Source organism: Ensifer sp. EB106-05-01-XG146 (genome assembly GCF_058791875.1).
Map to the genome: position 1 here is coordinate 1,049,607 of NZ_JBYTDX010000002.1, position 12,679 is coordinate 1,062,285.

Annotated in this window: 11 protein-coding genes; 5 read left to right on the forward strand and 6 right to left on the reverse strand. The window is 60.5% G+C overall.

Going from position 1 to position 12,679, the window contains the following annotated elements; translation table 11 throughout:
• Window positions 1-46: 46 nt before the first annotated feature.
• From AC3WVQ_RS24940 to AC3WVQ_RS24955, 4 genes are all read right to left on the reverse strand, one after another.
• Window positions 47-1,063, reverse strand: a complete 1,017-nt coding sequence (locus AC3WVQ_RS24940; protein ID WP_492383110.1) for an acyltransferase family protein — start codon at window positions 1,061-1,063, stop codon at window positions 47-49.
• Window positions 1,060-2,343 carry an O-antigen ligase family protein gene (locus AC3WVQ_RS24945; RefSeq protein ID WP_492383111.1) on the reverse strand — a complete coding sequence of 428 codons (1,284 nt, stop codon included), beginning with the start codon at window positions 2,341-2,343 and terminating at the stop codon, window positions 1,060-1,062. Before AC3WVQ_RS24945 ends, AC3WVQ_RS24940 begins: the two co-directional genes overlap by 4 nt.
• A gap of 8 nt (window positions 2,344-2,351) precedes the next feature.
• Complete coding sequence (locus AC3WVQ_RS24950; RefSeq protein WP_034797963.1) at window positions 2,352-3,623, reverse strand: polysaccharide biosynthesis/export family protein; 1,272 nt, start codon at window positions 3,621-3,623, stop codon at window positions 2,352-2,354.
• A 65-nt stretch (window positions 3,624-3,688) separates the two neighbouring features.
• A complete protein-coding gene (locus AC3WVQ_RS24955; protein WP_492383112.1) occupies window positions 3,689-4,369 on the reverse strand; it encodes a sugar transferase in 681 nt (226 codons plus the stop codon).
• Window positions 4,370-5,119: 750 nt separating this feature from the next.
• On the opposite strand from AC3WVQ_RS24955, the gene AC3WVQ_RS24960 reads away from it, so the two are divergent.
• Complete coding sequence (locus AC3WVQ_RS24960; RefSeq protein ID WP_090428043.1) at window positions 5,120-5,398, forward strand: exopolysaccharide production repressor protein; 279 nt, start codon at window positions 5,120-5,122, stop codon at window positions 5,396-5,398.
• 232 nt (window positions 5,399-5,630) lie between these two features.
• The gene (locus tag AC3WVQ_RS24965; RefSeq protein ID WP_492383113.1) at window positions 5,631-6,647 is read left to right on the forward strand and encodes a glycosyltransferase family 2 protein; all 1,017 of its coding nucleotides are present in this window, start codon (window positions 5,631-5,633) and stop codon (window positions 6,645-6,647) included.
• A gap of 88 nt (window positions 6,648-6,735) precedes the next feature.
• On the opposite strand, the gene AC3WVQ_RS24970 is transcribed toward AC3WVQ_RS24965, so the two are convergent.
• Window positions 6,736-7,683: a polysaccharide pyruvyl transferase family protein gene (locus tag AC3WVQ_RS24970; protein WP_060529216.1), complete on the reverse strand. Its 948-nt coding sequence runs from the start codon at window positions 7,681-7,683 to the stop codon at window positions 6,736-6,738.
• Between the two features lie 86 nt (window positions 7,684-7,769).
• Window positions 7,770-8,735, reverse strand: coding sequence for a glycosyltransferase family 2 protein (locus AC3WVQ_RS24975; protein ID WP_034797973.1), 966 nt, complete (start codon window positions 8,733-8,735; stop codon window positions 7,770-7,772).
• A 121-nt stretch (window positions 8,736-8,856) separates the two neighbouring features.
• On the opposite strand from AC3WVQ_RS24975, the gene AC3WVQ_RS24980 reads away from it, so the two are divergent.
• The 3 genes from AC3WVQ_RS24980 to exoK all read left to right on the forward strand — a co-directional run bounded on the left by AC3WVQ_RS24980 (window position 8,857) and on the right by exoK (window position 12,650).
• A complete protein-coding gene (locus AC3WVQ_RS24980) occupies window positions 8,857-10,341 on the forward strand; it encodes a lipopolysaccharide biosynthesis protein (protein WP_492383114.1) in 1,485 nt (494 codons plus the stop codon).
• A 408-nt stretch (window positions 10,342-10,749) separates the two neighbouring features.
• Window positions 10,750-11,865: an acyltransferase family protein gene (locus tag AC3WVQ_RS24985; RefSeq protein ID WP_492383115.1), complete on the forward strand. Its 1,116-nt coding sequence runs from the start codon at window positions 10,750-10,752 to the stop codon at window positions 11,863-11,865.
• A 2-nt stretch (window positions 11,866-11,867) separates the two neighbouring features.
• Complete coding sequence (gene exoK / locus AC3WVQ_RS24990; protein ID WP_060644388.1) at window positions 11,868-12,650, forward strand: endo-1,3-1,4-beta-glycanase ExoK; 783 nt, start codon at window positions 11,868-11,870, stop codon at window positions 12,648-12,650.
• Window positions 12,651-12,679: the final 29 nt, after the last annotated feature.

Sequence of the window (12,679 nt, forward strand, 5' to 3'; positions counted from 1 at the left end):
CACGTCTGGCGCGGCGGTGATCGCCGCCCCAGACGGCTCCGATTTGTCAGGCCGTGTGCTGCACCGGCCTTGAGAAAAAGCCCGAGCGCAGCCGTGTGGCCAGCGGCTTCTCGATCAGAAGATAGGCGAAAACGCCAAGCGCAGTCCCTGCAATGACCGCCAGCAGCGCCGATGTGAGCAGCCCTATACCCATCATTCCACAAGCCTTGACCACGACCGAAATCGCAAAGGTGTGCCAGAGGTAGATCGAGTAGGATGCGTCGCCGAGCATCATCGGCAGCCTGCTGGGGCGGAACCAGCCCTGCGCTTCGAGCGCCAGCGTTCCCAAGACGAGCATGACGGCCAAAGGCCCGAGGATGAATTCGTCGAAAGGCAGGCGAAGCACGGCGACCGCCGCAAATCCTGAAAACGCGCCGGCGACAAGCATAAGGCCGGACTTTGCGCCGGGCACCCTGCCTCTCAGCCACAACTCGGCGACGACCATGCCTGCCACAAATTCAAGAATAATCGGCCGCGTATAGGTGACGAAGAGCGCGTTGTCGCTGTCGACGGCAAAGCCGATGGCAACCAGCGCCGAGAAACAGCCAGCGATCGCCGGCAACCGGCTCGACCGCGGCAACAGCAGTGTCAAGGCGAAGATCGCATAGAAGAACATCTCGTAGTTCAGCGTCCAACCCTGCACCAGCACTGGCCAGATTTCGCCGCTGCTTGGCGATCGCATGGGAATGAACAGCAGCGAGGAAAGCACATGCGCGTTGCTCAAGACCAGATTGGGAAACAGGCCAACAAGGCCGCCGATGACCATGACCGCGGTTGCGAGCCAGTAGATCGGCGCGATCCTCTGAATGCGATCACGGAGGAAGGCGAGCGGTGACACCGGCCGCCGTTCGCTGATCACCCACATGATGAAGCCGCTGATGACAAAGAAGACGTCTACGCCGGCAGCACCAATTGCGAAGTGGTGCCCGGTGCGCTCGGCGGCATGAAAGACGACGACCCCGAGCGCTGCGACGGCCCGCAGATACTGAATGCCATAGATCGTCGTCGTCGGGGCGCTGATCATTGATACCTCAGTCGTAGCGGGATCTCCGATACGGCCGGCGCCGGACGATCTTCGACGCTCTGGTGCGTGCGCGCTTCCGGTAAAGTCAGCTTTCCGGCGGCGAAATAGAGCAGGAACGAGCCGATGTGATAGGGGTTCATGATGTCGATTTCGACGAAGGACCGCACCAGCAGAAGCAGCGCTATGCCGAAGAGCACGGAAGATTGCGTGTCATCATCCTGCGTCAACAACCGCTTGGTATGCCCGAGCACGGTTATCAGAAGGATGCCGGACAGAAGCACGAGCCCGATCGCGCCGGTCTCCACCATCGCTTCGATAAAGGTGTTGTGGAAGTGGAAGCCGGAGCGCGTGGCAATATAGAACTCTTCCCACAGGCGTTCGGGCTCCGAGAAGCCCTGGACCCAATAGGCCTGATAGCCGACACCGACCAGCGGTGACGACATCGCCGCCTCGATGCCCTGCTGCCACAGATAGGTCCGTCCGGTTAGGGTGGAATCCTTGCCGAAAAGCCCGAGGACAAGATCGACGCCCCCACCATAGATGGCCGCAACGGCGACCATGACGCCACAGACGGCGGCGGCGAGGAAGAGCCCCTTGCGGTGCGCCGGCGACAATAGTCCGACCAACCGCATGCCCAGCCACAGCCCGATGATGACCACTGTGGTCAACACCGACGTCGCCGATTGCGAGGCAAAAAGTGAATAGGCCGACAGCAACGCGACCAGGCTGGCTGCCGCGAACCACAGGCCGCGTTCGCCAAGCGCGATCGGCGCGACAAAGGCGAAATAGATGCCGAGCGAGGCGTAGAAGCCCAGCTGGTTCTTCGAGGCGAAAGCGCCGACGAAGCTGTAAGTGCCGTCGAGAGGATCGAGGTGGTAGACGCCGAAGAGGAGTGAGTAGACGAGAACGACGCCGGTTCCGGCAATCGCGCCGCGCACCAGGGTCCTGATGTCGACAACCCGCATGGCAATCAGGGCGCAGATCACGTGGGAGAGATACTGTATCCCCGTTCGCGCCGTCATTCCGGGCGCCGCCGACCAGAAGACCGACAGGCAGGCGAAGATCGCAAATCCTAGGATCCAGAGGCGGATTCCGTAGTTGCCGAGCACACGACGGTAATCGACCAGCACCAGCGGCAGCCACAGGCCATAGTAGAGCAGGATCGACGCCTGTCCGAAGCGCGAGGAATAGGCGAAGACGAAGAGCGATAGCGCGATCGCAACAGTGCCATAGACACCATTGCGATCGGGAGAAATCAGGCTCGCCTTCGAAATTTTCACAGCCGTTCCTACTGCGTTGCCAGGTTGGCTTCGACCTTGATCACGTCACCCGGCAATACAGGCGTATTTTCGTCGGCGGAGATCTCCGTCGGCTTTCCGTCGCGCTCGCGCATGATCGAATAGGCGATCGTCGCCTCCGCCGTATTGTCCTTCGACTGCGCGGCTTCGGCCGATTGCAGCAACGCTTCGGCCATCAAGTCGCGGCTGGTGCCGAGCTTGATCGAAAGCGTGTCGAGTTCGGCCTCGGTGTTCTGCAGGTCCTGCGCCAGCTGAGCGTCCCAATCGTTGCGAAGATTGGTTTCGTCCTGGCCCGCCTTGCTGACATCCTGTTTCGCCTTCAGCGAAGCTGTGTCGATGTCGAGAAGGGCGGCCTGCAGTTCGGCTACGCGCTGCTCCAGGGACAGCTTGCGCTGGCTGAGCGCCAGGCCCTTTTCGGCGAGGCTTTCGACCTTCTCGCGGTCTTCAACGACGAGCTCGAGTTGGCGGTTCTGGGTTTCCGTCTTCTTTGCCAGCGACTGGATTTCGCTTTCGAGCAAGGACTTCAGATCGGCGAGCGACTCCAATTGCAGCTTCTGCTTCCTGTCACGCGAGGCCATCAATGCGGTCTCGTTTGCGAGAAGCTTGTCGATACCGGGAACGCCCTGAAGGTCCTTCGGCAGTTCGATGCCATCCTTTTCGGCGATCTCAGCCTGAAGGCGGGCGCGACGGATCAGCAGCCGGTTGCGCTCGGACGTCTGGACGCTCGAATCGCCATGCGCATTTATGTAGTCGCGCGCAAAGCGCTGGCCGCTTTCCGAACGGCGCAACCCGCCGCCAAGGCTTACGGCCTTCAGCACCGTCAGATTGGGGGCAAAAGGATATTCGCCGGGCTTCTGGACCTCGCCTGCGAGGTAAACCGGGCGGTACTGCGCGAGTTCGACGGAGGCGGACGGCCGATCGCGCAGACCGAAGAGCGTCTGCATCTTCTCGCCGATCGCTTCACCAACTTCGGTCGTTGTCTTGCCCGCCGCCGGCAGGTCGCCGATGAAGGGTAAGGATAGAGCACCCGAAGGACCAACGGTGTACTCGCCGCTGACGACTGACCAGTCGCGGACAGCCCCCTCCGCGGTCTGCCATTCGGCCACGCGAATTCTCAGCCTATCCATAGTGCCGAGCTGATACTCATCGGCCCAAGCCGGAAAAGCACAAGTGAGCGCCGCGGCGATGAGCACCGCCCGGCGCAGGAAACGGGGTAGCGTGCGCGGCATGCGCGACTTTCCCGACAGATGATGTTCTCTCATTTGGGCTTCCCGAATGAAGGCGCCTTCCCGCGACCGGTCGCGCGGGCTTTTCAGGCGCTATTTCGTCAGTAGCTGCCGCGCGAAAGGCAAACGGCGGGAATGGTTCTGACAACGATGAAGAAGTCCTTCAGCAGCGACCAGTTCTGGACGTACTGGGTATCGAACGCGATGCGGGTTGCGTAGGATACGTCGTTGCGCCCGCTGATTTGCCAAAGGCCGGTAAGACCGGGTCGGGATTGCAGGTAGTAGACGGCGGCGCTGTCGTAGAGCTCCAGTTCGTCCTCCACCACCGGGCGCGGGCCAACCATGCTCATTTCACCGCGCACGATGTTGACGAGCTGCGGCAGTTCATCAAGGCTTAGTTTGCGCAGGACACTGCCGACGACCGTGACACGCGGGTCGTCCTGCAGTTTGCGCGTCGCGCGCCATTCCTCGTAGGCGGCCGGATTGGCCTTGAGGTAGTCCTGCAGGATCCGGTCCCCATCAGGGCGCATGGTGCGGAACTTAAGGCAACGGAACGACTTGCCGTTGTGGCCGATGCGGCGGTGGCCGTAGAAGATGCTGCCGCCGTCGGAAAACTTGACCAGCGCCATGAGCATCAGGAACAGCGGGCTTAAGAAAACGAGGGCGAGGGAAGCGGCAAGCACGTCGAAGCCACGCTTCGAAACGCCACCCACGGGTGGGATTGCCGCAAACTCTGCGGCACTGAAAAACGGCGAATTGGCCGATCTGGTCGCAGACTTCATAGAGGTGACTCCATTTACGTTTGGCGATTTGTCGGTCTCCCCAGGGGGGCCTACAGCCCACACTGGGGCGCGCTCATCGTGAATAATGAACGTCCGGTAAGGATTTGCTTTTTGAAGGCGAAATAAAGGCGAGTATCCAAGCAGGGGCCAAAATGCGTATATCACCACTTTCGAATATGCAATATTTCTCGTGACGGGCGCTGTTATATTATTGCGAGAAACAGTATCACCTCGCACGTATTCCTGTATTGTTTCTGGCGAGCCAAATTACATTTCCGGAGAAGTGGTGATATCTTCGCAGGCCGATGTTTTCTTTGAGCTTCGGGAGCGTGATTTCCCCTGCTCTAAAATTATCGGTCGTCCGTATTTCACAAATTTTGCTGCGTCGCACCAAGTCTTCGCGGCGCACACAAAGACTCGCAACATCGTTCAAACTTGTAATAAAAGTTGATCAGCACGTGAGTGTGGCGGCAACCATCGGGCGACGCGGAGACCGTCTCCCGACGGGAGGTGGAAAATCAGCTGCCGAGCGCAGGCTCGCGTCACAATGGCGTTCGAGGCCAATCAACTGATTTTGATTCGATCGACGCTGCTCGAAACGCGACATAAAGATTTGCCTGTTTCTATGTGCCAAAGCGGCGGCTATTGCCGGTTGCAGCCGATGTCCGTCGCCAATATATTAACATTTGAGAGGAAAGGCCGATTTTGCGATGACGTCTGCAGCGATAGAACCGATTGCGAGCTAGTGTCATGTACGCACCACGCGTCTTCGTGAGTATGATCGGCGCCCTGACGGTTTTTGCTGTCGTCACCTATTTCCTCAATGGCTCTCTCACATCCACGCTGATCCAGACGGCGATCTGTGCGGTCCTCATTCAGATCGGCTATTTCCTCGCGGTCGTTTTCCTAATCTGGAGGAAAGCGCGTGAGCGCGGAAAAAAAGCGGCTGAAGTGCTGCAATCGGCCAATCACGACAAGCCGGGCAGCAATAGCCACCGCCTGGACCGGCCCGGTCACTTCAATCGTTGACCGCACGGCCGGACAAGCCTGCCTCGCCATTCTTCAAAAAAATCGCCTTTGACGCGGTTGCGACATGATCGCCCTGCATGGTGCGGCCCGTTACGGCAAGATTCCATGCCGGGCTGCATGATCTAGCGGGTCGCCAATGACCCGGCTGCCTCATGCAGCGATCGAGAACTGGTGCAGTCCACTTGGCCCCTAGGCGCCGCGCTGCCCGCGAGACACGATACTGGAGGCCCTCATGACCACAGTCGCCCGGACAGATGTCTGCGTCATCATTGCTGCGAAGAATGCCGAGGCGACCATCGCCCGCGCGGTCGCGTCGGCGCTGGCCGAACAAGAAACCGCCGAAGTGATCGTGGTGGATGACGGCTCCACCGATCTGACCGTCGCCGCGGCGCGATCTGCCGACGATCACAGCGGACGGCTGACGATCGCACGCTTTGAAAGCAATCGCGGTCCTTCAGCAGCGCGCAACCATGCGATGGCCATCAGCCGCGCCCCGGTCGTGGCGATCCTCGACGCCGACGATTTCTTTCTACCGGGCAGACTCGGCAGGCTGCTCGCAGTAGAGGAGTGGGATTTCATCGCCGACAATATCGCCTTCATGGGCGAGGCCGCAGTGACTGGTGCGGCTCCAAGGGTCGATGACTTCCCGCCACGGCCGCGCCTTCTCGGCCTCATTGATTTCGTCGAGGGCAATATTTCGCAGCCGGGCGTGAAACGTGGCGAGATCGGCTTCCTGAAGCCGCTGATGCGCCGCCGCTTCCTCGATAAGCATGGCATCCGCTATCAGGAGGCGCTTCGTCTGGGGGAGGATTATGACCTCTATCTTCGCGCACTGGCCAAAGGTGCACGCTACAAGGTCATTCAAAGCTGTGGCTATGCGGCGATCGTGCGCGGCAATTCGTTGAGCGGCAGCCACCGGACCGAGGATCTAAAGCGCCTCTACGAGGCCGACCGCGTCATACTCGCGGCAAACGACCTCGACGGTGAGGCAGCGGCTGCCGTGCGACGGCATGAGCGTCACGTGCGTGGCCGCTACCAGCACCGACACTTCCTCGACCTCAAGAAAGAGCGCGGTGCTATGGCTGCGATCGGTTACCTCATGCGGCGCCCGGGCGCCGCGCCGGCCGTCACCGCCGGTATTTTCGCCGACAAGACGGAGCGCTTCAGGCCGCGCCAGGATGCGGCACCGGCGGGCGGAGGCGCGGCAGTGCGCTACCTTCTGCCCATCGGCGCGGAGCACGCGCGCTAGCACCACGCGTTGCGGCGTCGGCGCCACGTCGAACCATCGCGAGCGGAATACGCTCCGGTATCTCGTCCGGAGCGTCGTTTGTCACATCCTAGAAGTAGGCGCGCCGTACGGCGGCCAACGCATCCTGGAAGCGTTCCTTGCGTTCGGCGAGCCGGCTGTCGCTGCTCAATTGCGGCTCTGCGCGAGTGGCCTGCCAAAGTGCAAGCGTCGACGGCGCCGCAAGCACCTGCTTGGCCGCGCTGCGCAAGAACGTCTGACGCGGTTCTCTGGCCGCGACGATCACCTCGCCGTCGGCGGATCGCAGGTTCGCAGCCTCCGGCACGGTCTGCGCCTCGAAGCCCATGCCCCAGAAACGTGCGCCCTTGATCATGGCTTCGGTGCGGCTCGAGACCGGAACATGGCGGGGACGGTATTCGACGCCGACGGTTTTTGCCCAGTCGTTCCACTTGAAGCTGTTGATGCTGTCCGACGTCGTCACCGCCACCCAGGGAACGCGGAATGCATCGGCAAGAATCGCCCCATGCATCGATTCGGCGACAATGAACTCCGATTGGGCGATCTCGCGGATCACGCTCTTGGCCTCGCCGCGCGGGTCGATGTAGTGCAGGCCGACGGTGCCGCAGGTGACGGGCCACATACCGGCGATCGCACTTTCCCAATGGGGAATGAAACTGCGCTTGTATAGCTTAGGCAGGTTCCGGAATTCCGGCATGTCGGCGACCATGACCGCGGGATCGACAATACCGCGCTCCGGCGCAAGGCCGATCTTCTCGGCTGTCAACGGCCCGCGCACGCAGCGAAGGTCCCATTCGGCGGCATCCCGCATGTCCGGCAAGCTGCCGTAGCCGAAACCGCTGCCAATAACGAGCTTGCGGACGCCATCAGGCAGAAGCGCGCGGTTGAGCACCGTGCCGACGCCGACAAGGAGGATGTCGTCATGGACATCGCGAAAACCCGGCAGCAGGAAATCCCAAAGCCAGAGGTTGAGGTCGTCGCCGAAATTGCCGTGCTGAGATTCCCAGTAATAGGGCTTCATGGGCGGTCCCTTCTTTCAAATGCGAGATAGGTTCGATGCCGCGCGTTGCGGGCTTGTTCTTCCTCCAAAAGGAGTTTCTGTCCGGATCAGCGTGAACGGGAAAACTTGCCGACGGCAAGCTCGAATGCGCTTTGCAACAGCTTGGGATCGCGCAGGACCCAACGTGCCAGCAGTCGAAACTGCGGCGACTTCCGCCGCTTCAGCCGGCGCGCCTGGCTCCAGAGCGCCTGACGACGGGCCGTGTGTTGGTAGGACTGGATCGACGCGACGGCCGATGGCTTGCGCGAAAGCCGGTGCTCAAGCGTCTCAAGGGCAACAAAGGTGTTGAACTGCTGCTGCAGGAATTGCGGCGAATCGTTGTCGATCGAGTGGAAGATGTTGATGCCCTCCCCGCGCACGGCACCGGCTGCATCGCAAAGCACGACACGATTTGCCGCCAGAATGCAGTCGCAGAAGAACAGCACGTCCTCGGCCGCGAGACGCAGCTCGGCATCAAAGCGCACCGTCTCGAAAAGCCGGCGACCAACCACCATGCAAGACAGGTGCAGGAAGCTCCAGTTCCGCAGCATGACATTGGAAAGATCGGGAATTTCGACGACAAGCGGGCTTTCCTGCAAGCGCACGACCGTATCGCTTGCCTCGAGGTCGGCGACGCCGAAATGGTAGTAGAACGCCTCGCCGCCTGTTATCGACGCCCAGTAACAGTCGGCACCAAAGCGGCTCATGCTGTCGACGGCATTTTGGAGATGATCGGTGGTCCAGAGGTCGTCGGAATCGAGGAACGCGGCGAACGCGGCGTCGGCCGGAACGTTGTCGAGCCCGGTGTTGCGCGCGCCGCCTGGACCCTTGTTGTCCTGCCGGATCACCGTCACGCGCGCCCGCTCGCCATCGGCAAGCGGCCTCAACTCCTCGTCGATCGAGTAGGGAGATTGATCGTCTATCACCAGGACATGGAAGTCTTGATAGCTTTGGGCAAAGACGGACGCGAGCGCGCGCCGAAGAATACCCGGCTCCTTCTGGTAGTAGGGAATAATAACAGTCAGCTTCGCCATCTTTTCGCCCCTGCGGTTTCTCTAAAAGAGTATTTCGTGGTCTCCTCCCACCGGGTCGCGACCTCAAATCTAGCGCTTGCCCTTTGTCGGAAATCCTTCAAAGGCATCACGGGATGCTCACATGCCTTCAAACGTAAATGCCAAGTCTGTGACTCGGAACGTCGGCTGGAGCGTCCTTTCAAAGACAGGCACATTCGGGCTGAAGTTTGTCACCGTGCCGATTCTTGCGCGTATCCTGACGCCCGAGGAGTTCGGAACGGTCGCCGTCGCGCTCACCGTCGTGCAGTTTCTGGCGATGATCGGCGGCGCCGGTCTTGCCTCCGCTCTGATCATCCAGCGCGACGAGGACATGGACCTCATCCACTCCGCTTTCTGGGCCAATCTGGTGGTTTCGCTGATGATGGCGCTTGGGCTTTTCGTCTTTGCCGAACCGCTGGCGAGCCTGCTGGGTGCGCCGGAGGCAAGCCATCTGCTCCAGATCATGAGCCTGCTCATCCCATTGCAGCTTGCCGGCGATGTTGCTTATTCACTGCTTGCCCGGCGGATGAATTTCAGCAAGGACGCGGTCTGGACCATGCTCTCCGAAATCCTCGGCGCGCTCATCGCGGTCGGGGCGGCGCTTCTCGGCTTTGGGGTGTGGTCGCTGCTCGCCCAGCTTTTCGTTTCTGCATTCATCCGTTTGGCCGGTCTCTACGCCGTCTCCGGCTATGTCCCCCGTTTCGTGTTTTCGGCAAGGCGCGTACTTTCGCTCTGCCGCTTCAGCTTTGGCATGATGGGCTCCGAGATCGCCAACTTCGTCACCTTCCAATCGCCGATGGTCGTCATCAGCCGTTATCTCGGCCTTTCGGATGCCGGCGCCTATTCGGCGGCGAACCGCTTTTCCAGCATTCCGAACCAGATCGTCCTTTCAGCAGTCATGGGCGTTCTCTTTCCCGCCTTCAGCCATATGGGCGAGGATCGCCAGCGGCGCTCGCAAGCGCTGATGCTCAGCACGCAGGTCACCACCGTGCTGCTCGCGCCAATGATGTTCGGCCTCTGGGCGCTTGCCGAGCCGGCGATGCTCGTGCTCTTCGGACAGCAATGGGCCTCAGCCTGGCCGGTGCTCGGCCTGCTCGCCCTGTCGAAGGGCCTGCTGACACCCTGCAGCACCTACATTCCGTATCTCAAGGGTATCGGCCAGGGCACGACCCTCTTCTGGTGGGCGGTGATCCGGGCAATCGCCACCACTGCCGCCGTCGCCTATGCCGCGATCGGCGGATCGCTCGTCGAAGCGATGATCGCCCTCTGCCTCGTGAACCTAGCGACGCTTGTCGGCTATTCCTGGGTTGTCTTTCGCGCCGACCTGCTGCCCTTCCTGCGCGGGTTCCTGATTTCGGTGAGGCCGCTGGTCTCGGCTTTCATCATGGCTGTCGTCGTAAGGCTGCTGCTGGACCACTACGGCACGCTTCTTCCAAGCGCGGTGCTCCAGGTTCTTGTTGGCGCCGCGATCGGTGCCCTGATCTATCTGGTGCTGGTACTCGTTACCGAACGGTTGCTGCTGGCAAAGCTCACCGATATGGTTCGTTCCCGTGGTGCTTCGAGCTCGGTACCGTCCGCCGCCGAATAACGGCTGGAACAGCGCTAAAGACTGCCCCACCCTTGCCGCATTTCGGCGAGGAATGAGATCCGCGGCATTGTCTCAACTGAAAAACAGAAGAAAAAGCGCACAACTTTTCGGCGTCAAATATGCACTTTAACAAGCAGAAGCATCAGAAAATCAGCGGCCGTTAATATTCCGCAACTGACGCCCACGTCATGGTTTTTTCCCAGTCCAAGTGCGGGGATAGGCCTATTTTCCTAGTATTGCCGCGATTTCTAATGCTGCATCGCAGCAAACAAAGGCCGATTCGTTTGCTGCAGCGCCATATTTTGATCCGTGCCCGAGCTTAATCTTCTGGATGCGGGCTCTGGTCTGCTCTGTTGAAACGGCCGCTTCTAAACGCGCTGCCAGATGGGGGTGACGGATATCGTTGATGTGAACGCGAATATCTCCTCGCGGATCAATCTGATGCGCATCGTGCTGATCTCAGGCATTGTCTTTGTGCATGTGCCTTACGATCCGGCGACCAGTCCGTATGTCGGCACCTATGGCGGCATCGACTGGTTGCGCATTTTCCTGGGCGACAGCCTCTTCCGTGTCGCCGTCCCTTGCCTCAGCGCGATTTCCGGTTATCTCCTGTTCCGTCGCGGTCTCGAAAATTTCGACTATGGCCGGACGCTGAAGTCCAAGGCTCGGACGGTACTTTTGCCATTCCTGTTGTGGAACCTGGCGTTTCTCGCGCTGGTTTTCGTCGCGCAGAGCAAGGACATCAGTTCGGGCTATTTGCCGGAGGTCATCGGAGCCAGCCCCAGAGAGTGGCTGAGCTTTGCCTTCGCGCTCGAGGATCTGCCGATCAATCTACCGCTCTATTTTCTGCGCGATCTCCTGCTATGTATCGTTCTTTCGCCTGCGCTCGCGTGGCTGATCAAGCGCTATCCGGCACAGACGCTCGCCGTCCTCTTCGCCTATGCAGTGCTGCCCGTTCCGAACGGCATCTTCTTGAAGAAGTCGATCCTCTTCGGGTTTAGCGCCGGCATCTACATGAGCCTGCATCGCATCGATGTCCGCAGCTTCGATCGCTTTTCCTGGCCGATTACCATCGCGTTCCTGAGCGCAGCCGTGCTCCTGTCCATCCTGCTCTATCAGTTTGGCCCGAATTTTCCGGTGTGGCTCGAAATGCTGCGCAGTCTGATTGCGATTTCCGGCATCGTCGGTTCCTGGGCGGTTTCGGCACTTCTCGTGCGAACCAACATCGGCGCTCAGCTTTCGCGCGGCAGCGGTCTCAGCTTCTGGATCTTCTGCACGCACTTTCCGCTACTCGTGCTCTTCTGGATGATCTGGAACCGCTCGGACATCGGCTACTACCCGGCGTTCTACTGCGCGGTTCCGCTCATCACGATCGCCTTCCTCGCCGGCGCCTACGCTCTTTCCGCGCGCTGGCTGCCAGCCCTCACCGCTATTCTCACCGGCAGCCGGACCGGCTCCGCCCGCGACATGCGTGCGCGGACAGGGGCTGTTCGCGCCGGTCCCTCCCCCCAGCAAAGGACCTGACCATGAGATCGAAACGACCTCACCGCCTCGCCCTGCTCACCCTTGTCGCCGTCGGCCTTGCCGGTCCGGCCCTGGCCGAAGAGACCACGACGGGTGCGTCTTTCATCGACAACTTCGATACACTCGACACCGCCGTCTGGTACGTCTCGGACGGCTGGAACAATGGCGCGCATCAGAACTGCACCTGGTCGAAGAAACAGGCGAAGGTCGTCAACGGCATCGCCGAACTGACGTTTGCTGAAGGAAAACTGGGCGAGCGCAATTACGCCTGCGGCGAAATTCAGACGCGCAAGCGCTTCAGCTATGGCACCTACGAGGCGCGGATCAAGACGGCCGACGGCTCGGGGCTCAACTCCGCCTTCTTCACCTATATCGGGCCGGCCGACAAGAAGCCGCATGACGAGATCGATTTCGAAGTGCTCGGCAAGAACCCGGCAAAGGTCCAGATCAATCAATACGTCTCCGCCAAGGGCGGCAACGAGAAGCTGGTCGACGTGCCGGGCGGCGCCAACCAGGGCTTCAACGACTACGCTTTCGTCTGGGAGAAGGAGCGTATTCGCTATTACGTAAATGGCGAACTGGTCCACGAGGTCACCGACCCAGCGAAGATCCCGCCCAATCCGCAAAAGATTTTCTTCAGCCTTTGGGGAACCGATACCCTGACGGATTGGATGGGCGCCTTTGCCTACAAGGGTCCCTCGATGATGCAGGTCGACCGGGTCGCTTTCACCGCGCCGGGAGACGAGTGCCAGTTCCCCGAGTCGATCGCCTGCAAAATAAACTAGCCGACGATGGGAGCCGCGCCGGTGGGCGT

Bases quoted from the DNA above. Each gene is read 5' to 3' on its own strand.
- exoK (WP_060644388.1), top strand. From the start codon at position 11,868: ATGAGATCGAAACGACCTCACCGCCTCGCCCTGCTCACCCTTGTCGCC.
- AC3WVQ_RS24960 (WP_090428043.1), top strand. From the start codon at position 5,120: ATGTACGCACCACGCGTCTTCGTGAGTATGATCGGCGCCCTGACGGTT.
- AC3WVQ_RS24965 (WP_492383113.1), top strand. From the start codon at position 5,631: ATGACCACAGTCGCCCGGACAGATGTCTGCGTCATCATTGCTGCGAAG.
- AC3WVQ_RS24940 (WP_492383110.1), bottom strand. From the start codon at position 1,063: ATGATCAGCGCCCCGACGACGACGATCTATGGCATTCAGTATCTGCGG.
- AC3WVQ_RS24975 (WP_034797973.1), bottom strand. From the start codon at position 8,735: ATGGCGAAGCTGACTGTTATTATTCCCTACTACCAGAAGGAGCCGGGT.
- AC3WVQ_RS24955 (WP_492383112.1), bottom strand. From the start codon at position 4,369: ATGAAGTCTGCGACCAGATCGGCCAATTCGCCGTTTTTCAGTGCCGCA.
- AC3WVQ_RS24950 (WP_034797963.1), bottom strand. From the start codon at position 3,623: ATGAGAGAACATCATCTGTCGGGAAAGTCGCGCATGCCGCGCACGCTA.
- AC3WVQ_RS24980 (WP_492383114.1), top strand. From the start codon at position 8,857: ATGCCTTCAAACGTAAATGCCAAGTCTGTGACTCGGAACGTCGGCTGG.
- AC3WVQ_RS24970 (WP_060529216.1), bottom strand. From the start codon at position 7,683: ATGAAGCCCTATTACTGGGAATCTCAGCACGGCAATTTCGGCGACGAC.